This is a genomic window from Mycobacterium sp. (genome assembly GCF_965230835.1).
Lineage (GTDB): Bacteria > Actinomycetota > Actinomycetes > Mycobacteriales > Mycobacteriaceae > Mycobacterium.
In genome coordinates this window covers 1,896,867-1,923,247 of sequence record NZ_CBDDLW010000002.1, presented here as the reverse complement: position 1 = coordinate 1,923,247, position 26,381 = coordinate 1,896,867, and the positions used below count along the sequence as shown (strand labels likewise).

11 protein-coding genes and 3 pseudogenes are annotated in these 26,381 nt (G+C 61.1%); 9 read left to right on the top strand and 5 right to left on the bottom strand.

Features of this window, described 5'->3' with window-relative positions; translation table 11 throughout:
* The first annotated feature begins 402 nt into the window (after positions 1 to 402).
* Positions 403 to 876 (top strand): hypothetical protein, encoded by a 474-nt coding sequence (locus tag ACO07W_RS09305; RefSeq protein WP_421842601.1) that lies wholly within the window; start codon positions 403 to 405, stop codon positions 874 to 876.
* A gap of 68 nt (positions 877 to 944) precedes the next feature.
* Positions 945 to 1,898, top strand: a complete 954-nt coding sequence (locus tag ACO07W_RS09300) for an alpha/beta hydrolase (RefSeq protein ID WP_421842600.1) — start codon at positions 945 to 947, stop codon at positions 1,896 to 1,898.
* A 31-nt stretch (positions 1,899 to 1,929) separates the two neighbouring features.
* Here the strand turns inward: ACO07W_RS09300 and ACO07W_RS09295 are convergent.
* Positions 1,930 to 2,934 (bottom strand): annotated as a pseudogene (locus tag ACO07W_RS09295) (L-asparagine permease); the annotation flags it as partial.
* Between the two features lie 126 nt (positions 2,935 to 3,060).
* On the opposite strand from ACO07W_RS09295, the gene ACO07W_RS09290 reads away from it, so the two are divergent.
* Complete coding sequence (locus ACO07W_RS09290; RefSeq protein ID WP_421840071.1) at positions 3,061 to 4,335, top strand: IS256 family transposase; 1,275 nt, start codon at positions 3,061 to 3,063, stop codon at positions 4,333 to 4,335.
* Positions 4,336 to 4,396: 61 nt separating this feature from the next.
* Here ACO07W_RS09290 and ACO07W_RS09285 read toward each other — a convergent pair.
* Positions 4,397 to 4,828, bottom strand: a pseudogene (locus ACO07W_RS09285) (amino acid permease); the annotation flags it as partial.
* A gap of 270 nt (positions 4,829 to 5,098) precedes the next feature.
* Between ACO07W_RS09285 and dnaK the strand changes: the two are divergent.
* The 4 genes and pseudogenes from dnaK to ACO07W_RS09265 all read left to right on the top strand — a co-directional run bounded on the left by dnaK (position 5,099) and on the right by ACO07W_RS09265 (position 9,248).
* A pseudogene (gene dnaK / locus ACO07W_RS09280) lies at positions 5,099 to 6,984 on the top strand (molecular chaperone DnaK).
* Positions 6,981 to 7,643, top strand: coding sequence for a nucleotide exchange factor GrpE (grpE, locus tag ACO07W_RS09275; RefSeq protein WP_421842599.1), 663 nt, complete (start codon positions 6,981 to 6,983; stop codon positions 7,641 to 7,643). The pseudogene dnaK and the gene grpE overlap by 4 nt, the downstream one beginning before the upstream one ends.
* Positions 7,644 to 7,683: 40 nt before the next feature.
* Positions 7,684 to 8,862, top strand: coding sequence for a molecular chaperone DnaJ (gene dnaJ / locus ACO07W_RS09270; protein WP_421842598.1), 1,179 nt, complete (start codon positions 7,684 to 7,686; stop codon positions 8,860 to 8,862).
* Positions 8,862 to 9,248 (top strand): heat shock protein transcriptional repressor HspR, encoded by a 387-nt coding sequence (locus ACO07W_RS09265; protein ID WP_421842596.1) that lies wholly within the window; start codon positions 8,862 to 8,864, stop codon positions 9,246 to 9,248. Before dnaJ ends, ACO07W_RS09265 begins: the two co-directional genes overlap by 1 nt.
* 39 nt (positions 9,249 to 9,287) lie before the next feature.
* Here the strand turns inward: ACO07W_RS09265 and ACO07W_RS09260 are convergent, their stop codons facing one another.
* The 3 genes from ACO07W_RS09260 to ACO07W_RS09250 form a co-directional block, all read right to left on the bottom strand.
* Positions 9,288 to 19,991 carry a PPE domain-containing protein gene (locus ACO07W_RS09260; RefSeq protein ID WP_421842594.1) on the bottom strand — a complete coding sequence of 3,568 codons (10,704 nt, stop codon included), beginning with the start codon at positions 19,989 to 19,991 and terminating at the stop codon, positions 9,288 to 9,290.
* A 216-nt stretch (positions 19,992 to 20,207) separates the two neighbouring features.
* Complete coding sequence (locus ACO07W_RS09255) at positions 20,208 to 21,098, bottom strand: aldose 1-epimerase (protein ID WP_421842592.1); 891 nt, start codon at positions 21,096 to 21,098, stop codon at positions 20,208 to 20,210.
* A gap of 104 nt (positions 21,099 to 21,202) precedes the next feature.
* Positions 21,203 to 22,393, bottom strand: coding sequence for an FAD-binding oxidoreductase (locus tag ACO07W_RS09250; RefSeq protein WP_421842590.1), 1,191 nt, complete (start codon positions 22,391 to 22,393; stop codon positions 21,203 to 21,205).
* 224 nt (positions 22,394 to 22,617) lie between these two features.
* Between ACO07W_RS09250 and clpB the strand changes: the two genes are divergently transcribed.
* Positions 22,618 to 25,164: an ATP-dependent chaperone ClpB gene (gene clpB / locus ACO07W_RS09245; RefSeq protein ID WP_421842588.1), complete on the top strand. Its 2,547-nt coding sequence runs from the start codon at positions 22,618 to 22,620 to the stop codon at positions 25,162 to 25,164.
* 332 nt (positions 25,165 to 25,496) lie between these two features.
* The gene (ttfA, locus tag ACO07W_RS09240; RefSeq protein ID WP_421842586.1) at positions 25,497 to 26,345 is read left to right on the top strand and encodes a trehalose monomycolate transport factor TtfA; all 849 of its coding nucleotides are present in this window, start codon (positions 25,497 to 25,499) and stop codon (positions 26,343 to 26,345) included.
* Positions 26,346 to 26,381: the final 36 nt, after the last annotated feature.

Here is a 26,381-nt window from a genome sequence, read left to right as displayed (position 1 = left end):
GGTAATTTGCGATCCTCTCACGTTGCTTTGGCTGCCAGAATCAGCGAGATGGCAGAAGTTGAGACCGCCTGGTTGACCACATCAGCGCCAGGCCGCCGGTGGGACATATTGTGGCGCCATTTTCGGGCCCGGTCTTGCGGAATCTTGGGTGTTGGTTCAGTATTCGGTCGTGGCGGTTCCGCGTACGGCGGTGAACAAGAGATCCCGCGCGCTGAGCGCGCGAGCGGGGGTAACCGTGCTAAAGCCGCTAGCCGAGTCGTTGTCGACGCTGACGCGCGCGCTGATGGTGAATTTGCCCGCTTGTGGAGTCCCCCGTCGTTGCCGAGCGGCGCAGCTACTTACGTATCCGGCAGGTCAGCCGAGTACGCCTTCAAGATTCACTCGGTGATCGGAGGTCACACGATGATCAACAGCACATTCGACCCGTCGCGCTACAAGTGGCGGGAGGTGACCGGAAGGCCAGGGTCGAAACACAAGGTTCACCACGACTACACGATCCTCGGCTATGACCGCGAGGCGGCAACCCTGGATATGATCGTCCGGTGGCAAGGCGACGGCGGACATTGTCCGATCCACCGCCATGCCGCCGCCACCAGCATCATTGTGCTGGAGGGCGAGCAACATCTGTGGGACGTGGAGAAAGATGGTTCGATTTCTGGGCATCGTTTCCGCCGCGCCGGTGACTATGCGCTAACGGGCAACGACCCGAAGCCTCATCTCGAGCGTGGTGGAGAAAGCGGCGGAGTGGTCTTTTTCGGCGCACGCCCGGACGCGCCGGACGCATTGTTGTACGAGATCTACGACGGCGACATGAACGTTGTCTCGGAGGTCACTATCGATTCGTTGGTTGCCGATTTCGAGAGCGACGAAACGTAGCGGCGATGTGCGAATTCTGTGCAGTTTTTCTGAACCGGCCACTGAATCGCTGATCGCGAGAGGACGCTATGGCTTTCCGTTTCGACCCGCAGGTGCAAGCAGCGCTAGCACTGTTGGTGGCCGAGGGGGACCGGCCGACTGTCGGCGATGTCATGACGCGCCGCGCCCGCAGTCGACAGCTGTCTGGTCAGTTGGTGGCGGCGCTACCGGCCGTCGAGGGAGTGGAGGTGGACCGATATTCGACGATCGCTGACGATGGCGCAACAATTTCGCTGAGTTGGTATCACCGCGCCGACGTCACCGGCCCGGGCAGCGCGGTCCTATACGCGCACGGTGGCGGGATGATCTTTGGCATGGATGAGCTTGGCGGGTTATACGATGCGGCTGTGCGCGGTTACGTCGCCGCATCTGGAGTGCCGATGCTGGTTGTCGACTACCGCGTAGCCCCCGAGTTTCCCCACCCGGTCCCCGTAGAAGACTGCTACGCGGCACTGGTGTGGCTGGCTTCGCACGGGACTTCGTTGGGGGTTGATTCAGAACGACTGGCGGTGATGGGCGACAGTGCTGGCGGGGGACTTGCCGCGGGCGTGAGTCTGCTTGCCCGGGACCGCGGTGGTCCACGGGTTGCCCAGCAGCTATTGATCTACCCCATGCTTGATGATCGGACAGCGACGCCCGATGCGAAATTGCTGCCGTTTGCGACTTGGACCTACGACGACAACGTCACCGGCTGGCAGGCGCTGCTGGGTGGACAGGCCGGGACGGGCGAAACCTCACCGTACGCTGCGCCGGCCAGGGCGGCGGACCTGGCGAATCTTCCTGATACATACATCGACGTCGGCGACATCGACATTTTTCGTGACGAGAGTATCGCTTTCGCTGGTCGTCTTGTCGACGCCGGAATACCGACCGAGTTGCACCTGTACCAAGGATGCCCGCACGCCTTCGAGTGGATGGCACCGAACGCGCAGGTGTCTCAGCGCGCGCTCGGTGACAGGATTCGTCGCCTGCGCTCGCTGTAACACCAGTCGGGTGGTGGCGGCGCCCAGACTATCAGCTCGGTGACGACGTCTCAATGACGTCCTGGGCGGCGGCGACGCGATCGCGAACCAGGTACCAGCCACCAATGAGGGCTGGGACGCCGATCAGCACTGCGCCGAACATCCAGAGACCGTAGTCTTCGTCGAACAGCATCATCAACAGCACACCTGCTAGGAAAGCTAGTGTGGCGTAGCCGCTGTAGGGGGATAGCGGCATCCGAAACTTTGGCCGCTCGATGGTCCCGGTTTGCGCCAGTCGCCGGAACCGCAGGTGGCAGGCGACGATTGTGCCCCAGGCCACGATGACGCCTGTGGCCGCGATGTGGAGCACGATTTCGAAGGCCTGGCTGGGTTTGATGGCGTTGAGCACGATGCCGAACAGGCCGATTGTGGCGGTGAGCAGTATTCCACCGTACGGAACACCGTTCTTCGACATTGGCGCGGTGAACTTGGGGCCGCTGCCATTGATCGCCATCGACCGAAGTATCCGGCCCGTCGAGTACAGTCCAGCATTCAGGCTCGATAACGCCGCGGTGAGCACCACAAGGTTCATGACGCTGCCCGCCCCACCGAAACCGACTTTGGAAAAGAACGTCACGAACGGGCTCTCATGTTCTCGGTAGGCGGTATAGGGCAGTAACAGCGCCAGTAGGACCGTTGACCCGATATAAAAGACGGCGATGCGGAATACCACCGAGTTGATCGCGCGCGGCATGATCCGCTCAGGTTCTGCTGTTTCCCCGGCTGCGATGCCCACCAGTTCGATTGCGGCGTAGGCAAACACCACTCCCGAGGTGACTAGCACCACAGGCAGCAGGCCAGTCGGCAGTAGACCCCCATGGCTACGCCATAAAGAAATCCCGGTGGTATGGCCATCGATTGGGAAACGCCCGGCCAGAAAGACCGTACCGACGATCAGGAACGCCACCAGGGCCAATACCTTGATCAACGACGCCCAGAACTCCAGCTTGCCGAACAGTTTGACCGAGATGAGGTTCGTCAACAGCACGGTCGTCAGGGTCGCGTCTCATCGCTGGTGTAAATGGTCACGGGCGTAGGTTCCGTCGCAACCGACGAAAGCTATGAAGGAGGGGCTACGCCCGTGACCAAGCGAGTATCGCCGATTGAGCGTGTGCGTGTTGAGATGGATCAGTTGTTCGCCGCGACCGAGCGGCCGTTGACCGAGATTTTGGAGGAGGTCGGGCGGTTATCGGTGCGTCTGGTGTTTCAGGTCGCCGTGGAGGCCGAGGTAGAAGCAGTGTTGGGCCGAGCCCGTCACCAGCGTCGGGTTCAGGACGGCCCGGGCGGGTACCGCAATGGGTATCAACCGCCGGCGACGGTGAAGACCACGATGGGCTCGGTCGAATTATGCCGCCCGAAACTACGCGACACCGACGAGCGGTTCTGTTCGCGGCTATTCGGTGCCGGGGTGACGCGCACCCACGCTCTGGAGGCGTTGGTGATTTCGGGATGGGTGCGCGGTTTGTCGGATCGCGACATCGAGGCCGCGTTGGCCGAGGTGCTGGGCTCGCAGGCGGCGTTGTCGCGCTCGACGGTGAGCCGGATTTGTGCGGCCATCAAAGACGAGTTCGCTGCGTGGTCGTCTCGACGCCTTGATGAGCTGGTGTTGGACTACCTGTTCTTGGATGCCTCGAACTTTCGGATGCATCCCAACGCCCCGGCCGAGCCGGTGCTGGCCGCCTGGGGCATCTGCACCGACGGCAAGCCCCTGTTTATTGGGCTGGCCCCAGCCGCAGCGGAGTCGGCTGATGCGTGGGCCGACTTCTTGGCTGACCTGAGGAACCGGGGACTACGCCCGCCGCTACTGGGCATCTCCGACGGGGCGCCGGGCCTGATCGCCGCATGGGAGACCACGTTTCCGGCAAGCCTGCGTCAGCGGTGTCTGATCCATCGCTGCCGTAACGTCATCGCCAAGACACCTGTCGCGGTCCAGGACGAGATCAAAGCCGCGTTCTGGTCGATCTTCGATGACATTGACCAGCCACCCGGCCAGCAGGCCGTGGATGAAGCCACCCGCCGCGCCGAGGAGTTCACCACCACATACCGCGGGCTCTACCCAGCCGCGGTCGCTTGCCTGGCCAACGACTTCGCCTCGCTGAGCGTGCATTTGCGCTTCCCCCGCCAACACTGGACACGCATCCGCCATTCCAACCTCATCGAACGCACCTTCGGAGAATCCCGTCGCCGGGTCAAGGTCATCGGCCGCCTACCCGGCGAAACCAGCTGTCTGTCGCTGGTATGGGCCGTCCTCGACCGCGCCAGCCGCGGCTGGCGCGGAGTCACCCAAACATCAGCGACCAGCCGCCACCTCCAAGAACTACGCCACCAACTGCTCGAGCCACCCCGCCCACTGCATCCCCCCACCACAACAACCACGACCGACACCACCGCCGCGTAACATGACCACCAGGAACATGCGCCCAGCGTTTTTACACCAGTCCTAAGACGCCACCGTCGTCCAGCGCGATCAAGGCCAGAGTCCATTGAGGGATGATCTGGAAGAGATTCCAGTAGTGGCAATAGTGCGCAATCGCGGTGGTATCCACGATCGTGGTCATCGCCCAGTTCAGGAAGTACATCCAGCCGGCCACGAAAGCCATCTTCTCGCCGAAAAATTCGCGGGCGTAGGAGACGAACGACCCGGAGGACGGGCGGTGCAGCACGAGTTCGCCGAGCGCGCGCAGGATCAGGAAAACGAAGACGCCGCAGATCGCGAAGACTACACAGAGTGCCGGGCCCGCCGATGCGAGTCGCCCACCTGCGCCGAGGAAAAGGCCGGTCCCAATGGCGCCGCCGAGGGCGATCATCTGGATTTGCCGGTTCGTCAGGGCTTTGTGATAGCCCGTGTCCTCGCGGGTGAGTCGCGCGGCGGCGTTTTCAGGCGGTGGCATGAAACTCCTGCGGTCATGGCTTCCTGGAACGCCACGACGCGGGCACATCCGAGGAACGGACTGGACATCAGGCTAGCGCACGACTCGCAGCCATGCGGTTGTTAGACGACTGGGAACAAACGGTAATCCTAGACCGTTGGAATGTTCACTAAGTTGAGCGAGCCACACTCAATGCTGAGTTGACAGTCCACCGGGACCTGCGGCAGGCTTGAGCGCGGTTCGCTCAGCATAGCGGAATGAACAAGCTCTACATACTCAGGAGGATTCACCATGGCTCGTGCGGTCGGGATCGACCTCGGGACCACCAACTCCGTTGTCTCGATTTTGGAAGGCGGCGAGCCTGTGGTCGTCGCTAACTCCGAGGGCTCCAGGACCACACCGTCGGTCGTCGCGTTCGCACGTAACGGCGAGGTGTTGGTCGGCCAACCCGCCAAGAACCAGGCGGTGACCAACGTCGATCGCACGGTGCGTTCGGTCAAACGGCACATGGGTACCGACTGGACCATCGATATCGACGGCAAGAACTACACCGCCCAGGAGATTAGCGCCCGGGTGCTGATGAAGCTGAAACGTGACGCTGAGGCATATCTGGGTGAGGACATCACCGATGCGGTAATCACCACGCCCGCGTACTTCAACGACGCGCAGCGTCAGGCCACCAAGGAAGCCGGTCAGATCGCCGGCCTCAACGTCTTGCGCATCGTCAATGAGCCGACCGCTGCGGCACTGGCCTACGGCCTGGACAAAGGGGAGAAAGAACAGACGATCCTGGTCTTCGACTTGGGCGGCGGCACCTTCGACGTCTCCTTGCTGGAGATCGGCGAGGGTGTTGTCGAGGTTCGTGCCACGTCCGGTGACAACCATCTCGGTGGAGACGATTGGGACCAGCGCGTCGTCAACTGGTTGGTCGACAAGTTCAAGGCATCCAGCGGCATCGACTTGACCAAGGACAAAATGGCGATGCAGCGGCTTCGTGAGGCCGCGGAAAAGGCCAAGATCGAACTGAGTTCGAGTCAGAGCACTTCGATCAACCTGCCGTACATCACTGTCGACGCGGACAAGAACCCGCTGTTCCTTGACGAGCAGCTAACCCGCGCCGAGTTCCAGAAGATCACCCAGGATCTGCTCGACCGGACTCGAGAGCCCTTCCAGCAGGTGATCAAGGACGCCAGCATTTCGGTTTCTGATATCGATCATGTTGTTTTGGTGGGTGGTTCCACCCGGATGCGGCGGTGACCGAGCTGGTCAAGGAACTCACCGGTGGCAAGGAGCCCAACAAGGGTGTCAACCCAGACGAAGTTGTCGCCGTTGGCGCGGCGCTGCAGGCTGGTGTCCTCAAGGGTGAGGTGAAAGACGTTCTGCTGCTTGACGTTACGCCGTTGAGCCTGGGGATCGAGACTAAGGGGGGCGTCATGACGAAGCTCATCGAGCGCAACACCACCATCCCGACCAAACGGTCCGAGACCTTCACTACCGCCGATGACAATCAGCCGTCGGTGCAGATTCAGGTTTTCCAGGGAGAGCGGGAGATCGCCGGGCACAACAAGTTGCTCGGATCCTTCGAGCTGACCGGTATCCCTCCGGCGCCCCGGGGCGTTCCGCAGATCGAGGTTACGTTCGACATCGACGCCAACGGCATCGTGCACGTCACCGCCAAGGACAAAGGCACCGGTAAGGAGAACACCATCCGGATTCAGGAGGGCTCGGGCCTGTCCCAGGAAGAGATCGACCGGATGATCAAGGATGCTGAAGCGCATGCGGCCGAGGACCACAAGCGTCGCGAGGAGGCCGATGTACGTAACCAGGCCGAAACGCTGGTCTACCAGACGGAGAAATTCATCGCCGAGCAGAGAAGCAATGCTTCTGAGACCGGCGGTTCGACAGTCCCGGAGGACACGCTGAACAAGGTTGACGCCGCTGTGGCTGAGGCAAAGACGGCGCTGGAAGGCACTGACATCTCCGCGATCAAGACTGCGATGGAGAAGCTGGGGCAGGAGTCGCAGGCGTTGGGGCAGGCGATCTATGAAGCAGCTCAGGCCGGAGCTGGGGAAGCGGGCGCTGCGCAACCCGGCGGCGATCCGACTGGGCGCCCCCAACCTGGTGCCGATGATGTTGTGGACGCGGAGGTGGTCGACGACGACCAGGGGTCCAAGTGACCGAAAGCAATCCGCACGAACAGGTTACCGTTACCGACAAACGGCGGATCGATCCGGAGACGGGCGAAGTGCGGCATGCCCCTCCCGAAGCTACCCCAGAAGGGGCGACGGCTCAGGATGTGTCGCCGACCGCGGGCAACGTGGCTGAACTGACCGCAGATCTGCAACGGGTGCAGGCCGACTTCGCTAACTACCGAAAGCGAGCGTTGCGTGACCAGCAGGCTGCGGCGGACCGCGCCAAGGCCGGCGTCGTTAGCCAATTGCTTGGCGTGCTGGACGATCTCGATCGGGCACGCAAGCATGGCGATTTGGAGTCGGGCCCCCTGAAGTCGGTTGCTGACACGTTGATAAGCGCGTTGACCGGGCTCGGTCTGAAGGCGTTTGGCGCTGAGGGCGAGGATTTCGACCCGGTGTTGCATGAAGCTGTGCAGCATGAGGGTGACGGCGGAGAGGGCTCTCGGCCGGTGATCGGCAACGTTATGCGGCAGGGCTATCAGCTTGACGAGCATGTCTTGAGGCACGCCCTGGTGGGTGTCGTTGACACCGTCGCCGGCGACAGCACGGATACGGACTCCGTTGACGATGCCGGCACAGTTGAAAGCGGCGCTGAAACTGACAATACCGAGATCGACGATAACGATCACACTTCGTGTGAATAGGCACAGAATCAACAGGGAAGGTGCGAGGGGGTGACGCGACATGGCCCAGCGTGAATGGGTCGAAAAAGACTTCTACAAGGAGCTAGGCGTCTCCTCCGATGCCAGCGACGAAGAAATCAGAAAAGCCCACCACAAGTTGGCTCGGGAACTGCATCCGGACGTAAACCCGGCTGCCGAGGAACGATTCAAGGCGGTCTCCGAGGCGTACAACGTGCTGCGGGACCCGGGCCGGCGCAAAGAGTATGACGAGACCCGCCGGCTGTTTGCTGGCGGTGGTTTGGGGGGTCGGCGGTTCGACAGCGGTGGCTTCGGTGGCTTCAGTGGAGCTGGCTATGGGTCCGATGGTGCTGAATTCAACCTCAACGATTTGTTCGACGCTGCCAGCAAATCTGGCGGTACCAACATCGGTGACTTGTTCGGCGGTCTGTTCGGTCGTGGTGGCAGCGCCCGCCCCAGCAGGCCGCGACGCGGCAACGACCTGGAGACCGAGACCGAGCTGGATTTCTTGGAGGCTGCCAAGGGCGTGGCGATGCCGCTACGGTTGACGAGCCCAGCACCGTGTACCAACTGTCACGGCAGTGGTGCGCGGCCTGGGACCAGCCCGAAAGTGTGCGCCAGTTGCAACGGCTCGGGCGTAATTAACCGCAACCAAGGAGCATTCGGCTTCTCCGAGCCATGCACCGACTGTCGGGGTAGTGGCTCTGTCATCGAGAATCCCTGTGACCAGTGCACTGGCACTGGGGTCACCACTCGCACCCGGACTATCAATGTGCGGATTCCGCCCGGTGTCGAAGACGGGCAGCGGATCCGACTGGCGGGACAGGGCGAGGCCGGGTTGCGCGGAGCGCCGTCGGGTGATCTGTATGTGACAGTGCATGTGCGGCCGGACAAGACTTTTGGTCGCGACGGTGACGACCTTACCGTAACCGTTCCGGTCAGCTTCACCGAATTGGCTTTAGGATCAACGCTTTCGGTGCCGACGCTAGATGGCACTGTTGGCGTCCGGGTGCCTAAGGGTACCGCTGACGGCCGTATTCTTCGGGTGCGTGGGCGCGGTGTGCCCAAGCGCAGCGGGGGCAGCGGCGATTTGCTCGTTACTGTGAAGGTGGCTGTCCCACCGAATCTGGAAGGTGCCGCCCAGGAGGCGCTGGAGGTCTACGCTGCAGCCGAGCGGTCCAGTGGTTTCAACCCGCGGGCTGGTTGGGTAGGTAATCGCTGATGGCGAAGAACTCTAGGAGAAGCGAGTCCCGTACGTTTTTGATCTCGGTGGCTGCCGAGTTGTCGGGAATGCACGCGCAAACGTTGCGTACCTACGACCGGCTCGGGTTGGTCAGCCCACGACGCACTTCCGGTGGCGGGCGCCGCTATTCGCAGCACGACGTCGACCTGCTACGGCAGGTTCAACGCCTTTCACAGGACGAGGGTGTCAACCTCGCCGGCATCAAACGCATTATTGAGTTAACCAATCAGGTTGAAGCGCTGCAGGATCGGGTGCAGGAAATGGCCGAAGAGCTGATTGCGCTACGCGCCAACCAGCGCCGCGAGGTGGCCCTGGTGCCTAAGAGTACGGCGCTGGTCTTGTGGCAGCCGCGCAAGCAGCGCTGAATACGCGCACCTAGTCGTCGGTGGCGGCTGGAAGCGCCGTTACGGTCCGGTGCCCTGGTTGAAGAAGCCGGACAGTTGGTTGCCGAAGTTCCCGCCGCCGGAAATCAGGGCTGCTGTCATGAGGTTCAGCATGGTGCTGTTGTAGAAGCCCGAGATAGTGTTGCCCAGGTTCGCCCAGCCCGATAGCAATGTGCCGTCGTTTTGCAAGCCTGAATTCCCTACGCCGCCAGAGTTGAAGAGGCCGGACGTTTCGGCGAAGACGTTTCCGATACCCGAGACAGCCCCGGCTGCGTTGTTGAGGAAACCCGATGCGCCACCGGAGCCGGAATTTAAGAAGCCCGACGAGGGAGCGGAGGTCGAATTGAAGAATCCTGGGCTCTGCTGCACGGTGAAGCCAAAGTCGAAGGGGCCCAGGGTACCGCCGCCGGGGAAGTTGATGGGTTGTGACACAACCAGGTCGATCGGTGTCTCCGGGTTGACCACATTGGAATCGATAGTGAAGGGGCCGAGATGCTCGGTGGTGATCGGGATCGTCACAGAGCCGCTGAGCACGCACCCGACAAACGGGATGTAGATGATGCAGATTGTGACCCTCAAGCTAATGGGTATATCAAACTCGGCAATCGTGAATGCGTCCTGGGTGATCTCGTTGATAGTTCCTGAAATAGGTATTTCGATGTCGGAAGTCACGTCGTAGAACCAGGGGAATTCGGGAATGGTCGTCGAGTAGGTGAATCCGTAGAGGCCCTGGTAGTCGCCTCGCCACAGGAAGCCGTTGTTGTAGTTACCGGTATTGAACGCGCCGGTGTTGACATTGCCGGCGTTCCCGATGCCGGTGTTGGAAGCGCCCGTGTTGAACCAGCCGGTGTTGTAGTCGCCCGTGTTGAAGCTGCCGGTGTTGTAGTCGCCTGGGTTGAAACTGCCCGAATTGGTGTCACCAGCATTGTAGAAGCCGGTGTTGTAGTTACCGGCGTTGCCGATTCCGGTGTTGACCAGCCCGCTGTTGAAGAAGCCTGTGTTGGTGCTGCCGGTATTGCCAATGCCGGTGTTGTACTCGCCGGTGTTGCCGATGCCCCAGTTGCCGGTTCCTGAGTTGAAGAAACCGACGTTGCCGGTGCCCGAGTTGAACAGGCCGACGTTGCCGGTTCCTGAATTGAAGCCGCCGAATCCGGTCATCGTGTCGCCGGTAAGTCCGATGCCGATGTTTCCGTCGCCGGTGTTGGCGAAGCCGATGTTGTTGTCACCCGTGTTGCCGAAACCGATGTTGAAGCTACCGGTGTTACCCAACCCGATGTTCTGGATGGCTGCGGTCAATCCAGGACCTGAATTCCCGAAACCGATGTTGCCGCTGCCGATATTGCCGCTGCCGAAGTTGCCGCTGCCGAAGTTGCCGCTGCCGAAGTTGATGCTGCCGATGTTCCCGAAGCCGAAGTTTGAGCCGCCAATGTTGCCGCTGCCGATGTTGTAGGCGCCGATGTTCGCGCTACCCAGGTTCCAGAAGCCGGTGTTCGCGAGGCCGAAGTTGAAGGTCGTCGCAGTCGCGCCATTCTGGAAGAACCCGGACAAATCGGTGCCGATGTTTTGGAAGCCCGAGATATTGGCCGGTGATGCGGTGCCAGTGTTGGTGAGACCTGAGATGGTGTGGCCCAGATTTGCCAGGCCGGACTGCAGCTCGCCCCAGTTTTGGAAGCCTGAATTTCCCAGGAGCCCGGTGTTGACGTTGTAGAAGCCCGAATTGGTGCCCAAGTTTTGGAATCCCGATGCGCTGCCCGTGCCCCAGTTGAGCAGCCCCGATGATGGGCCGGTGGTGGTGTTGAAAAAGCCTGGGGCCGCGGGAAGGTCGATGATCGGGATGGTGACGGGACCGACTCCGGCGTTGCCGAAGATCTCGATGACGGTCGAGCCGTCAGGATTGCCAATGTTGATGTCGATGGCGGGCTGAGTGCCAAAGCTGATCGTGATGGGTGTGCTGGTCGGGGCTGAGCTGTCGCCGCCGTGAATCGTAATTGGACCGATCGGGGCGATGACCGTTCCGCTGATGATGGCGAGGTCGACGGTCCCTGTGGCGGGGACTGCGGGAATTGTGACGGCCGGCATTTCAATGTCGGTGATAGACGCCGTGATTGGAATATTGATGGGGATGTCAACATTCAGGAAAGCGGAGATTTCGTCAACGGTGATGGCATAACCCGCCGAGAGCTGGCCTTGCGCATCCGCGCGCCAGAAGAAGCCGTTGGCCATATTGCCGGTGACAAACGCGCCGGTGTTAAAGTCGCCGGTGTTCGCCAGGCCGGTGTTGTAGTCCCCGATGTTGTAGGCGCCGGTGTTGTAGTCGCCCGGATTGGCGACGCCGGTATTGAAGTTGCCGATGTTGAACCAGCCGGTGTTGTAGTCGCCCGGGTTCGCGATGCCGGTGTTGAAGGTTCCGTTGTTGAACAGGCCGGTGTTGTAGCTGCCGGTGTTCCCGATGCCGGTGTTGCCGGTGCCGGTGTTGCCGATGCCCCAGTTTCCGGTGCCGGAGTTCCCGAAACCCACGTTGCCGGTTCCTGAGTTGAACAAACCGATGTTGAAGCTGCCGGAGTTGAGGCCGCCGATCCCGAACTGGTTGTCGCCGCTGAGCCCAATACCGACTCCACCGGTGGCCATGTTCCCGATGCCGAAATTTCCGGTGCCAGAGTTGAACACGCCGATATTGCCGGTACCCGAGTTGAAAAAGCCGACGTTGGCGGTGCCTGCGTTGAACAAGCCGGTGTTGCCGGCGCCTGAACTCAGTGAGCCGAAACCGGCCTGGCCGTCACCGGTGAGTCCGATGCCGATGTTGTTGTTGCCGGTATTGAACAAGCCGATATTGTTGTTGCCGGCGTTGGCAATCCCTTGGTTGAAGTTACCGGCGTTCGCCAGGCCAAAGTTGTTGTCTCCTAGGTTGAATAGGCCGATATTCGCGATGCCGGAGTTCAGCGGAGCGAAACCCACCTGATTGTTGCCGGTCAGCCCAAACCCGATGTTCCCGTCGCCGGTGTTGCCGAAACCAATGTTTCCGTTACCGGTGTTGCCAAAGCCAATATTGGTGTTGCCGGTGTTCCCGAAGCCGACGTTGCCTAGGGCGGCGGTCATTGCGGGACCTGCGTTTCCGAACCCGAAGTTTCCACTGCCGATGTTTCCGCTGCCGAAGTTCAGGTCGCCGGTGTTTCCGAAGCCGATGTTCGCACTGCCGATGTTGCCGCTACCGAGGTTGAAGTCGCCGATGTTTCCGAAGCCGATGTTCAGTCGGCCGAGGTCGGCGAGACCCGCGTTGAAGATTGTCCCGTCGGCGCCGCGGAACACGCCGGCCAGATCGGTGCCGACGTTCGCCCAGCCTGAGATGTTGCCAGCTGTCGCAAAGCCTGCCGTGCTGGTGTTGTAGAAGCCCGAGACGGTGTTACCTAGGTTCGCAAAGCCCGACTGCAGCGTGCCGAAGTTCTGGAAGCCAGAATTTCCGACGGTCGCGAACGTGCTGTTCCAGAAGCCCGAATTGTTGGGGCCAAAGTTCGCGATGCCCGATGAGGTACCGGTGCCTGAGTTGAAGAAGCCCGACGACGGGCTGCTGGTCGTGTTTCCGATCCCGGGGCCAGACGGGATGTCAATGAGCACGATTCTGATCGGGCCGACGCCACTCGAGATCGTGATCGGTATCGACGTGGAACCGTCCGGGTTGCCGATGTTGACATCGATGATCGGCAGGGTGCCGCTCATGGATGGGATAACGATCGGTCCGATTTTGAAATTGGTGATCAGCAGGGCGTCGATGGTAATCGTCGGGATGGTCATGCCATTGAGCAATAGGCTGCCGAGGTCGACGTAGATCGGGATGTTGATGGGGACGTCGATCGCGAAGTTCAGCGCCGGGAACTCGGGAATTCCGATGTCGGCGTAGGCGCCTGATTGGCCCTGATAGTCGGCTGTCCAGAAGAATCCGTTGCTGTAGTTTCCCGAAATGAAGGCCCCGGTGTTGACATCACCGGAGTTGCCTAAACCGGTGTTGTAGTCGCCAGTGTTGAACCAGCCAGTGTTGTACTCGCCCGCATTGAAGTCGCCGGTATTGGTATGGCCGATGTTGTAGCTGCCGGTGTTGTAGTCGCCCGGGTTGGCGATTCCGGTGTTGGTGTCGCCGGTGTTGTAGGCACCGGTGTTGTAGGCGCCCGCGTTGGCGATACCGGTGTTGCCGGTGCCGGTGTTGAACAGGCCCCAGTTTCCGGTGCCAGCGTTCGCGAAGCCAATGTTGGCGACTCCGGGGTTGCCCATGCCGATGTTGGCGACGCCGGCGTTTCCGATGCCGATGTTTCCGGTACCGGAGTTAAAGAGGCCGACGTTGTTCGTGCCGGAGTTGAATAGGCCGACGTTGCCGGTGCCTGAGTTCAAGGCGCCGAACCCGGACTGGCCGTCGCCGGTGAGTCCGATGCCGATGTTGTTGTTGCCGGTGTTGGCGAAGCCGATGTTGTTGTTGCCGTCGTTGGCGAAGCCCAGGTTGTAGTTGCCTACGTTCGCCAGGCCCGCGTTGTAGTTGCCCAAGTTGCCCAGGCCGATGTTGTAGTTGCCCAGGTTTGCCGGGCCGAAGTTGAATATGCCCCGGTTCCCGGAGAACGCATTGAAGTTGCCGATGTTGCCGGAGCCGAAGTTGACATCGCCCATGTTGCCAGAGCCGATGTTGCCGAAGCCGGTGTTTCCGCTGCCGATGTTTGAGCCGCCGAGGTTGGCAAACCCCAAGTTGAGTACTGGGTTGTTGTTGGCGATACCTGCGATGCCGGCGCCGATGTTCGCAAAGCCAGAGATATCGCCGGGTGCGGCTAGGCCCGCCGTGCTGATGTTGAAGAACCCCGAGACGGTGTTGCCCATGTTGGATATGCCCGAGATCAGCTCTCCGAAGTTCTTGTAGCCCGAGATGCCGGAGGTGCCCGAGGCGAGATTGAAAAAGCCCGACGTGTTGCCGCCGGTGTTTCCGAAACCCGACCCGGCGCCGCTGCCGCTGTTAAAGAACCCCGACGAAGGGGTGACTGTCGAATTCCCGAAGCCCGGAGCCGCCGGGATGTCGATGATCGGGATGGAGATCGGGAGGAGTCCGCCGGTGCCAACGATATCGATAAACGGTTGCATGCCGGCATCACCGATATCGAGGCTGATATCGGGAAGAACGATCGACATGTTCGGGAAAGTGATTGAACTGACGTCGACGATCCTGCTGGGAATAACGCCGAAGAAATTCAAGTCGACGCTGACAGCGGGGAAAGTGAAGCTGAGAATGGTCAGGGTGCCAAGTGAGCCGGTGATCGGGACGTATAGGTTAATCGGCACATTGAGGTTCACCGGGATAGCGGTGTCGGGAACAACATAGGTGTAGCTGGCGCCGAACAAGCCCTGGTAATCGCCTCGCCATAAGATGCCGTTGTTGAAGTTACCCGAGATGAACGCGCCGGTGTTGGTGTTTCCTGAGTTGGCGAATCCGGTGTTGTAGTCGCCGGTATTTAGGTAGCCGGTGTTGTATGAGCCAGGATTGACATCACCGGTGTTAACGTGGCCGGTGTTGAAGTTGCCGGAATTATAGTTGCCCGCGTTGCCTATACCGGTATTGACCAGGCCGGAGTTGAATAAACCGGTGTTGACTTCGCCGGAGTTGAAAATTCCCGTGTTGGTATTGCCGGTATTTCCTATGCCGAAGTTGCCGGTTCCGGAGTTGAACAAGCCGATGTTGCCGGTTCCAGAGTTGAACAAGCCGATGTTGTTGGCGCCTGAGTTGAATAGTCCGGTATTGCCGGTGCCGGAGTTCAGCGCGCCAATACCGACCTGACCGTCGCCGTTGAGCCCGATGCCGATGTTGTTGTTTCCGGTGTTGGCGAAGCCGATGTTGTAATTTCCGGCGTTAGCCAAGCCTTGGTTGAAATCTCCGGCGTTCCCGATTCCGAAGTTGTAGTTGCCCAAGTTTGCCGAGCCAATGTTGTAGTCGCCCAGGTTTCCCGAACCGAAATTGAAGATGCCCAGGTTACCTGCGAACACATTGAAGCTGCCGGTGTTGGCAAAGCCGATGTTCCCATTGCCGAGGTTTCCGAAGCCGATATTGTAGTCGCCTGAATTTCCGAAGCCTGTGTTGAATTGGCCGACGTTGGCTAGGCCCACGTTGAAGGTCGTCATACCGGTGACGTTGTCGGTGAAGAAGCCAGCCAGGTCGTTGCCGGTGTTGAAGGCCCCCGAAACGTTGGCCGGCGATCCGAACCCGGTGTTGAGTGCGCCCGAGATCGTGTTGCCGAGGTTGGCCAGGCCCGATTGCAGCGATCCAAAGTTGTAGAACCCCGAGGTTCCCGAGGCCGCCACGTTCTGGAAGCCGGAAATATTGGCGCCGATGTTTCCAAAGCCCGATACCGTTCCGGTGCCGCTGTTGAAGAAACCCGAAGAGGGGCTGGCAGTGGCATTGAAGAAGCCGGTGGCCGCGGGGATGTTGATGAACGTGATATCCACCGGACCCACGCTGGCCGTGGCAGGTATCTGTACCGCAGTAGTGCCTGTCGGGTCGCCGACATTGAATGATATCGCCGGACCGTTCACCGTTATTGACGGGATTGTGGTGGAGTTGATCTCGCCGTTGAACAGGGGGATGCCGAAAATGCCAATGGTGGTACCGAATTCGATGTCTTGCATGCTCATGCCGCTGAAGACCATCGTGGTCATGGAGGCTGTGATGGGGATATTGATCGGAATATCGACGTCAATGTAGGCGGGAATTTCCGGAACATGGATGGCGTATCCGGCGCTGAACTGTCCCTGCTCGTCGCCGCGCCAGAAGAAGCCGTTGGCGCTATCGCCGGTGATGAAAGCGCCGGTGGCAATATCTCCGGCGTTGGCAAAGCCTGTGCTGTAGCTCCCGGTGTTGTAGAAGCCGGTGTTGTAGTTGCCTTGATTGGCGATGCCGGTGTTTGTGCTGCCTTGGTTGAACCAGCCGGTGTTGTAGGTGCCGGCGTTGGCGATGCCGGTGTTGAAACTGCCGGTGTTGAACAGGCCCGTGTTGGTGCCTCCGGTGTTGCCGATGCCGGTGTTGAAGCTGCCGCTGTTACCGATGCCCCAATTGCCGGTGCCCGAGTTGCCGATGCCGACGTTGCCTGTGCCAGAGTTGAACAAGCCGATATTGCCGGTGCCCGAGTTCAGGGCGCCGAACCCCACCTGGTTGTTGCCGGTGAGCCCGATACCGATGTTCCCGTCGCCGGTGTTGCCGAAGCCGAGGTTGCCGTTACCGGTGTTACCGAAGCCGAAGTTGGCGCTGCCGGTGTTTCCGATGCCCACATTGGCGAGCGCCGGTGTCAACCCGGGACCGGCGTTTCCAAACCCAAAGTTGCCGCTGCCGATGTTGCCGCTGCCGAAATTCACGTCGCCGACGTTTCCCAAGCCGACGTTGGAGTTGCCGGTGTTGCCACTGCCCAGGTTGAAGTCGCCGGTGTTGCCGCTGCCCAGGTTCAGTTGGCCGAAGTTGGCCAGGCCCGCATTGAAGATCGTCCCGTTCGCGTCCCGCAACACCCCGGAAAGGTCGATGCCAAGGTTCGCCCAGCCTGAGATGTTGGCCGCTGACGCCAGGCCTGCTGTACTGGTGTTGTAGACGCCCGAGATGGTGTTTCCGAGGTTCGCCCAGCCCGACTGCAGGGATCCGAAGTTCTGGAAGCCGGAGTTCCCTACGCCCGCTAGGCCCGCCGTCCCGCTGTTCCAGATGCCGGAACTGATGCTGCCGAAGTTTTGAAAGCCAGATGAACCACCAGTGCCGGCGTTGAAGAAACCAGACGAGGGATTTGTGGTCGAATTGCCAAAGCCAGGGGCAGCATCAATCTTGAGGAATGTGATTGTACGGCTCTCGAGTTCGCCGACAGCACTGATGGGTACGGTGACCGATGGCCCGCCGATGGATAGCGTCACTGTTGGAACGGTGATCGTGGATTCGCCCATAGTGATGGGGCCAAGGAAGAACAAGCCGTCCAGGAAAAAGGTCTTTGGGTAAACCTCTCCGGCTTCGGTCATCTGAATCACGTTGCCGCCGAGGGTCATTACCTCGTTTACCGGTATATCCATCGACAGATCGATCGGAATATTTGGAGTGGTGATCGACAGGTCGATGGCGATTTGGCCCTGGTTATCGCCTGCCACGAAGAAGCCGTTGTTGAAGCTGCCTGTGTTGAATGCTCCGGTGTTGACGTCGCCCGGGTTGAAGTAGCCGGTGTTGGTGTTGCCCGCGTTGTAGCTTCCGGTGTTGGTGTCACCCGCGTTGTAGCTTCCGGTGTTGGTGTCACCCGCGTTGTAGCTGCCGGTGTTGTAATTGCCGGCGTTGGAGAAGCCGGTGTTGATGGTGCCGGCGTTGTAGAGGCCCGTGTTCCCGGTGCCCGCGTTGCCGATGCCGGTGTTGCCGGTGCCCGGGTTCTCGATGCCGACGTTGCCGGTGCCAGAGTTGAACAAGCCGATGTTGTCGGTGCCCGAGTTCCCGATGCCGACGTTGCCGGTCCCCGAGTTGAATAGGCCGATATTTCCGGTTCCCGAGTTGAAGAGGCCCGTGTTTGCGATGCCTGAGTTGAGGGCGCCGATACCGATCTGGTTGTTGCCGTCGAGCCCAATACCAATGTTGTTGTTCCCGGTATTCGCAAAACCCTGGTTGTATTCCCCGGTGTTGGCAAAGCCAAGGTTGTAGCTGCCTGCGTTGCCGAAGCCGATGTTGTAGTCGCCGAGGTTTCCGATGCCGGAGTTGAATATGCCGAAATTCCCGGAGCCAATGTTAAATGTGCCGATATTGGCGTTGCCGATGTTCAGGTCGCCGATGTTCGCGCTTCCAAGGTTCTGGTTGCCAATATTTCCGCCGCCGAGGAAGTTTCCGTTGCCGATGTTCCCGCTGCTGAAGATGTTGAAGTCGCCGTGGTTGCCGCTGCTGAAGATGTTCCGGTCGCCTATGTTTCCGTTAGCGAGGAAGTTCAAGCTGCCGATATTTGCGATTCCGGTGTTTGCCTCGCCGACGTTTGCGATGCCGAGGTTGATGCTCAAGGGCGGGCCGCCGAAGAAGCCTGACATATTGCTGCCGGTGTTGACGAAGCCTGAGATAAGGGCCGGGACTCCGATCGCGACCAGGCTAGCGTTCAAGACGCCCGATATGGTGTTGCCCGAGTTGATGAACCCCGATTGAAGTACTCCACTGTTGCCCAGGCCGGAGTTGCCGATGGCCCCTGCGGAAGTGTTGAAGAAGCCCGAGTTGTTGGCTCCGGAGTTGAAGAAGCCGGATGCACCACCTTCGCCGCTGTTGAAGAAACCCGAAGACGGGATGGTGGTCGAGTTGAAGTATCCCGGACCCCCGCCCTGGAAATCACCCCTCCATAAGATGCCGTTGCTGAAGTTGCCGCCGATGAAAGCACCGGTGTTGACGTTGCCGGAATTTGCAAAGCCGGTGTTGTAGTTGCCGGTGTTGAAGTAGCCGGTGTTGTACTGGCCCGTGTTGAAGCCGCCCGTGTTACTGCTGCCCGCGTTGTAACTGCCGGTGTTGTAGTTGCCCGAGTTGGCGATTCCCGTGTTGGCTATACCTGAGTTGAAGAAGCCGGTGTTGGCTTCGCCGGAGTTACCGATACCGGTGTTGTAGCTGTTGCCGGAGTTGCCGATGCCCCAGTTTCCGGTGCCTGAGTTTCCGATACCGACGTTTCCGGTGCCGGAGTTGAACAAGCCGATGTTGCCGGTGCCCGAGTTGAAGCCGCCGAAACCGGATAGTCCGGTGCCGGTGAGCCCTATACCTTGGTTCCCGTTGCCGGTGTTGCCGAAACCGATGTTGTTGTCGCCAGTGTTTCCGATTCCGATGTTGTTGTTGCCGGTGTTGCCGAAACCAATGTTGTTTAGCCCTGCGGTGATCCCGGCAGCGTTTCCAAAGCCGAAGTTTCCGTTGCCGATGTTTCCACTGCCGATGTTTCCACTGCCGATGTTTCCGGAGCCGACGTTGAAATCTCCGGTGTTTCCGCTGCCGATATTGCCCAGGCCAAGGTTTGCGATGCCAATGTTGCGGAATGCTCCGACAGCGGCCGCCGGCGTGGCCGCCAGAGCTGCGGCCGGGCTGCCCAGACTGGCGGCCGCGGCACCGACGGCATTGACCGCGTTCACGGCGCTGGCTGAGGCTGGGCCGGTCAAGCTGGCCACCGCTGCACCCGCCGCAGTTACCGCGCCGGCTGCCCGGCTGCTCATGCCGGCAAGACTCTGCAGCAGCGGGGCAAAGGGGGTCAACGCTGCAGCGGCTGTCGAAGCCCCGGTGTGATAGCCGAGCATCGCGGCCACATCCTGGGCCCACATCTGCTCGTAGGCGGCTTCGGTCGCCGCGATCGCTTGCGCGTTCTGACCCAATAGGTTTGAGAGCACAAGCGAAACGAATTGATTGCGGTTCGCGGCCACGACTCCTGGATTCACTGTCGCCACCAGAGCCGCCTCAAACGCAGCAGCAGCGACTCGGGCCTGAGCGGCCGCCTGCTCGGCTTGGGTCGCCGTCGAACTTAGCCACGTCAGATAGGGTGCCGCGGATCTGGTCATCGCCGCGGCCGCCGGGCCCTGCCAATCCGAACCGGCCAGTTCTGCGGTGACCGATCCAAATGAAGCTGCGGCCGCTCCCAGCTCGGCGGCGAGTTCGTCCCAGGCTTGCGCCGCCGTCAGCATAGGCTCGATGCCCGCCCCGACATACATTCGTGCCGAATTGATCTCTGGAGGCAGCGCAGCAAAGTTCATTCGGTGTTCCTAACTGGAACAGGCCGAGAACGAGATGGGAGCCACTGCGATCACGTCCCGACCTAGGTGTTAATGCGACAGCCTAATGACTATTGCGGTGTTCGATGTGGGGATCGTCGTGATTGGTCAAAATTTCCGACAACGTACCGGTAGTGATCGCGGCCCCAGCGTGGTGCCGGTGTACCGGTAGGCGGCTGTATTGGAGTAAGAGCGTCCCTAGACCCGGATCGAGAACTGGGCTGATGCCGGTTCGCCCAGGCGCGCACATCGGTAACCGCCACGGCGCAGCGCGTCGGTGGGCGCGGTCATCGGCTCGAAGCACACCACATCTTCGCCGTGCGGCGCGTAGATCTGCGCGGCTGGATAACCGTGCTCGAAATGAACCTCCAAGCGCCGGCGGCCGCCGGAGACCGCAAATACCGCTCCGTCTTCCACATGATCGTAGCCGTCGTCAAAAAGCTTGGTGCCCAATAGCGTTGATGCTGCGGGTCGCTGTGTTGCCTCGCCGGTAGGCAGTCCTAGCTCGTCCAGGGTGAGTTGGCGCAGCCGGGGTGTTTCGATAATCCATTCGCTGCGCGCGACGTCCGGCAGCCGCAGGTACGGGTGGAAGCCGAAACAGAGCGGCACCGCGGTGGCGCTGGTGGCGGTCACCGTGGTGCGCACCGTCAGCGTCCGTTCGGTTAGTCGCACGGCGATAGTGAGCACATGCGGATACGGGAAGCTGGCAAGCAAACATGGGTCGGCGGCAAAATCCAGTTCGGCGCTGAGTTCGTTGACCGACTCAGCCTTCACCCGCCAACCCGGATACGCGCTCAGGACGCCATGAATAGGCAGCCCGTTGGGGTCGCAGCGAACGCCGTTTTTGCCGGGCGTCAGTGCGACAGTGGTGTTCTCGGCGGTGTAGGTGTTCCCGCTCAGCCGATTTGCCCAGGGGTGCAGAATGGGGATGCCCATTGTCTTGCCTGCCGTGATGTAGGAATCGAGGCCGTGCCGTTGGCCCAGAAGTTGCACTCCCGAGTCGGTTAGCGAGGTGCCAATCATTCCGGCCTCGGGGACAAACTGTGCGATTACTGACCACGGCGGGTCGCGCAGCGTTGCGACATGCACGACGGCAAGCATAGTTCGGATCGGCAGATATTCCCGGGCCGGCGAACGGTGCACCTGGCAGTGGGGGAGTGTCGTGTGTATCGGCGTTGAGCAAATCTGACCGGCTAGCGGGACAGGGGATCGTGCTGAATGTGTTCCGGTGGAGCGCCTTTGACAATCAATGCGGTGCTGGTCGCGCGGACCATGGCGGGTCCACCGCAGATCAGTATCTGCCGGTCGCCCCAGCCGCCGTACTTGGTGACGACCTCGGGCAGTTGGCCGGTCTGGTGGACGTGCAAACCGCGCGGCGCCGATAGGTCGGGATAGTCGGCGCCCCAGGACGGATCGCGGTTGTACTCCGACACCGGCGAAACCGACAGCCACGGATTGTGTGCGGCAACTTGCCACAGGGTGCGCAGGTCGTAGAGCTCGCAGCGATAGCGCGCACCGAAGAACAAATGCACCCGAGGATTCTCCCCGAAGCGGCTGAGGTCCATGATGAGTGACCGAAGCGGTGCTAGGCCGGTGCTACCGGCAACCATCAACACGTCACTGCCGTTGCGGTCGACTTGTAGGGCGCCGTGCGGACTGGACAATCGCCACCGGTCACCGGGTCGCGTCTCGCAGACGATGGCGGTGCTGACGAGGCCACCGGGAACCACGCGGACGTGAAACTCGATTCTGCCTTCCGGATCGGCAGGGATCGCGGGGCTAAGGTACCGCCAACGGCGGGGGCATTGCGGAACAAGAACATTGACGTACTGGCCGGGGTGGTAGTCCAGGGGGCAGTCCAGGATCAGTCGAACGACAGCAAGATCGCGCGACACTCGCATGTGCTCCACGACGGTGCCGTCCCACCATGCCGGTCCCTCGTCTGCGTCTGCCGCGCCGCTCATCACTCCGGTGACCAGGTTGAGCGACTGGCTGGCGGCATCGGCGACGGCGTCGGTCCAGCGGTCACCCAGGTGGCTTTGCAGCGTCGCAAACAGTGCTCGCCGCAACGTCTCGTAGTGGGCTGGCAGCACCCCGTATTTTCGGTGGTCTCGACCGAGTTGAGCGAGCAGGGCTACCGGTGGCTCGGCGCGCTGGTTTACGAGTTCCTGGTAAACCCAGTGCATCGCTTGGGCGAATGCGGCCCGTTGGCCGTCCATTTCGGGTGGAAAGAGATCGCGTACTGGAGGGTCGAGAAGGAACCACCGGTTGTAGAACCGCCGGACGAGCTCATCGGTTTTGTTGGCTTTGTTGTTGGAGCCTGGGTTCTCCTGCTTGAACGCATCGCGTAGCACACGCAGCGCGTCCTGGTCGTCGAGGCCCACGGGCCCCGATTCTAAGCTCGCTGCCGAAAGTCGGCCCAGGCGATGAGCATCGCCTCGGCGACTGTTCGGCAATGTTGGTTGGGGTGCCGGGGCTGCGCGATTCAGGCGATGCCCCCGTTCGGTCGTCGTGTGAGCCGGTTCTCTAAAATTGAGTGGAACAGACTCAACATTGACGACGTTGAACATGGCGACAAGCATTTCCAGATGTACCGAACGGAGGTGTCGTGGACTCTTTCAACCCGACGACTAAGACGCAGGCGGCCCTGACGTCGGCTTTGCAGGCAGCTGCCGCTGCGGGCAATCCCGAGATCAGGCCCGCTCATCTGCTTTTGGCGCTGCTGACGCAGAACGATGGGATCGCAGCACCGCTGTTGGAGGCGGTCGGAGTCGAGCCTGCCGCCATCCGAGCCGAAACGCAGCGCCTGTTGGACCGGCTGCCTCAGGCCAGCGGCGCCGGCTCACAGCCGCAGCTGTCTCGTGAGTCGCTGACCGCTATCACCACCGCCCAGCAGCTAGCCACCGAGATGGACGACGAATATGTCTCCACCGAGCATTTGATGGTGGGGTTGGCCACGGGCGACTCCGACGTCGCCAAGTTGTTGACCGGCCACGGTGCCTCACCGCAGGCGCTGCGGGACGCGTTCGTCAAGGTGCGCGGCAGCGCACGGGTTACCAGCCCCGATCCCGAGGCCACCTACCAAGCGCTGGAGAAGTACTCCACGGACTTAACCGCTCGGTCCCGCGAGGGCAAACTTGACCCGGTTATCGGGCGCGACAACGAGATTCGCCGTGTTGTGCAAGTGCTCTCGCGGCGGACCAAGAACAACCCGGTGTTGATCGGCGAGCCGGGCGTGGGCAAGACCGCGATCGTGGAAGGTCTGGCCCAGCGAATCGTCGCTGGTGATGTGCCCGAAAGCCTGCGTGACAAGACCGTGGTCGCCTTGGACCTCGGGTCTATGGTGGCCGGCGCCAAGTACCGCGGCGAGTTCGAGGAACGGCTCAAGGCCGTGCTCGACGACATCAAGAACTCGGCCGGACAGATCATCACATTCATTGATGAACTGCACACCATCGTCGGGGCCGGTGCGACCGGCGAGTCGGCGATGGACGCCGGCAACATGATCAAGCCGATGCTTGCCCGCGGCGAGCTGCGCTTGGTGGGCGCCACCACGCTTGATGAGTACCGCAAGTACATAGAAAAGGACGCCGCCCTGGAGCGGCGCTTCCAGCAGGTGTTCGTCGGCGAGCCGTCGGTGGAGGACACAGTCGGTATCCTCCGTGGACTCAAAGACCGCTACGAGGTGCACCACGGCGTGCGCATCACTGATTCCGCGTTGGTGGCTGCGGCCTCACTGAGTGACCGCTACATCACTGCCCGGTTCCTGCCTGACAAGGCCATCGACCTGGTCGACGAGGCGGCGAGCCGACTGCGGATGGAAATCGATTCGCGGCCGGTGGAGATCGACGAAGTTGAACGCCTGGTGCGCCGGCTGGAGATCGAAGAGATGGCGCTTGCGAAGGAAGAAGACGACGCGTCCAAGGAACGGCTGGACAAGTTGCGCGCTGAGCTGGCTGACAAGAAGGAGCAACTCGCCAGCCTTACGTCGAAGTGGCAGAACGAGAAGAACGCAATCGACGTTGTCCGCGAACTCAAAGAACAGCTTGAGACGTTGCGTGGGGAGTCCGAGCGGGCTGAACGCGACGGGGACCTGGCCAAAGCTGCTGAACTTCGCTACGGGCGCATCCCCGAGGTTGAGAAGCAGCTCGACGCGGCGGTGCCCACCGCCCAGGCGCAGGAAGACGTCATGCTCAAGGAGGAGGTAGGTCCTGACGACATTGCCGACGTGGTATCGGCATGGACGGGGATCCCGGCTGGTCGGCTGTTGGAAGGCGAGACCGCCAAGCTGTTGCGGATGGAAGACGAGCTGGGCAAGCGTGTCGTCGGGCAAAAGAAAGCTGTCCAGGCCGTATCCGATGCGGTGCGGCGTTCCCGGGCCGGTGTTGCCGACCCTAACCGCCCGACCGGATCGTTCTTGTTCCTTGGGCCCACCGGTGTAGGGAAGACTGAACTGGCCAAAGCGCTGGCCGACTTTCTCTTCGACGACGAACGGGCCATGGTGCGCATCGACATGAGCGAATACGGTGAAAAGCACTCGGTTGCCCGGCTGGTAGGCGCCCCTCCGGGCTACATCGGTTACGACCAGGGCGGCCAACTGACCGAAGCGGTGCGCCGACGTCCTTACACGGTTGTGTTGTTCGACGAGGTGGAAAAGGCCCACCCGGATGTGTTTGACGTGCTGCTGCAGGTGCTCGATGAGGGCAGGCTCACCGACGGTCAGGGGCGCACCGTTGACTTCCGCAACACCATTCTCATTCTGACTTCGAATCTGGGCTCGGGCGGTACCGAGGAGCAAGTGATGGCCGCGGTCCGTGCTGCTTTTAAGCCGGAGTTCATCAACCGGCTTGATGACGTGCTGGTCTTTGACGGTCTTAACCCTGAGGAACTGGTGCAGATCGTCGACATCCAGCTCGCGCAACTGGGTAAGCGACTTGAGCAGCGGCGTCTGCAGTTGGAGGTGTCGCTTCCAGCGAAACGCTGGCTGGCGCAGCGTGGGTTCGACCCGGTGTACGGTGCGAGGCCGTTGCGTCGGCTGGTGCAGCAGGCGATCGGCGATCAGTTGGCCAAGATGCTGCTTTCTGGTGAGGTGCACGACGGCGACACGGTGCCTGTGAATGTGAGTCCAGACGGTGACTCGTTGATACTGGGCTGAGTGGGGCGGTGGCTGCGGTGCTGGCGCGGCTGTCAGCTATTTGCGGCAGCGCTCGGTGCTGTTCAGCCAGAAGTGACCGTGGCCGGCTAAGGTCGGCCACGGTCCCGTCGCCGCGATCGTCGGCGCTTGGATCAGGCAGGGGCTGTTTTCGCTTCCGGCATTGCCGAGGTGCATCAGGAGGCAATACCAGGCCAATACCCGGCCGGTGCCGGCAATAGAGGCAATAGAGGTGAGTGCTAGCGGAGTGGGCTACCCGGGGCCCAGCAATCCTTAATTCGGTTGTGACCTGGTCGCATCCTCCATTCTGGAGAACAGCAGATAGGCTATTCGGGATGGTCCCGCTTTGGTTCACGCTATCCGCGCTGTGTTTCGTCAGTGCGGTGGTTTTTCTGTACATAGACATCGATAAGCGTCGCGGGCGCAGTCGACGCCGAAAGTCCTGGGCGCGGTCACACGGATTCGACTACGAGCGTGAATCAACGCAGATACTTGATCGCTGGAAGCGCGGTGTGATGTCGACGGTTGGCGATGTCCCAGCCTACAACGTCGTACTGGGCCAGATACGCGGCGAGGCGGTGTACATCTTTGACCTCGAAGAAGTCGCAACGGTCATCGCGCTGCACCGAAAGGTCGGTACTAACGTTGCGGTTGACCTGCGGCTCAAAGGGCTCAAAGAGCCGCGGGAGAGCGATATTTGGTTGCTGGGCGCGATCGGACCGCGGATGGTGTACTCCACGAATCTGGATGCAGCCAGGCGCGCCTGCGACCGGCGCATGGTCACCTTCGCGCACACCGCACCGGACTGCGCCGAGATCATGTGGAACGAGCAGAACTGGACGTTGGTGAGCATGCCGATTTCCAGCACTCGCGCTCAGTGGGATGAGGGCCTGCGTACGGTGCGCCAATTCAACGACCTGTTGCGGGTGCTTCCGCCGCTGCCTCAGGAAGTTGGCGCGCAACCAAGCTTGCGCAGCGCGGCGCAGGGTCGTCCGCTGGCGCCGGCTGGTCGTGCGGAATTACCGCCCCGACGAGTCCAGCCGGACCCCGCCACCGCGCTGCCGGAGGCAGCACGCCGGGGCCCTGCTGAGCCTCTTCGCCGTGATGACGGACGTTCCGCAGGTTCTCGGCGCCCGCTGGCGGCGGAGCGCAACGGTCGGCAGGCCACCAACTACCAGCGCTGATAGCGCTCCGGGAGCGACGCGGCAGATAGTTCTCGG

Excerpts from the sequence above, each read along its gene's own strand:
- ACO07W_RS09300 (WP_421842600.1), top strand. The coding sequence starts at position 945 with ATGGCTTTCCGTTTCGACCCGCAGGTGCAAGCAGCGCTAGCACTGTTG.
- ACO07W_RS09260 (WP_421842594.1), bottom strand. The coding sequence starts at position 19,991 with ATGAACTTTGCTGCGCTGCCTCCAGAGATCAATTCGGCACGAATGTAT.
- ACO07W_RS09265 (WP_421842596.1), top strand. The coding sequence starts at position 8,862 with ATGGCGAAGAACTCTAGGAGAAGCGAGTCCCGTACGTTTTTGATCTCG.
- ttfA (WP_421842586.1), top strand. The coding sequence starts at position 25,497 with ATGGTCCCGCTTTGGTTCACGCTATCCGCGCTGTGTTTCGTCAGTGCG.
- dnaJ (WP_421842598.1), top strand. The coding sequence starts at position 7,684 with ATGGCCCAGCGTGAATGGGTCGAAAAAGACTTCTACAAGGAGCTAGGC.
- ACO07W_RS09290 (WP_421840071.1), top strand. The coding sequence starts at position 3,061 with ATGGATCAGTTGTTCGCCGCGACCGAGCGGCCGTTGACCGAGATTTTG.
- ACO07W_RS09305 (WP_421842601.1), top strand. The coding sequence starts at position 403 with ATGATCAACAGCACATTCGACCCGTCGCGCTACAAGTGGCGGGAGGTG.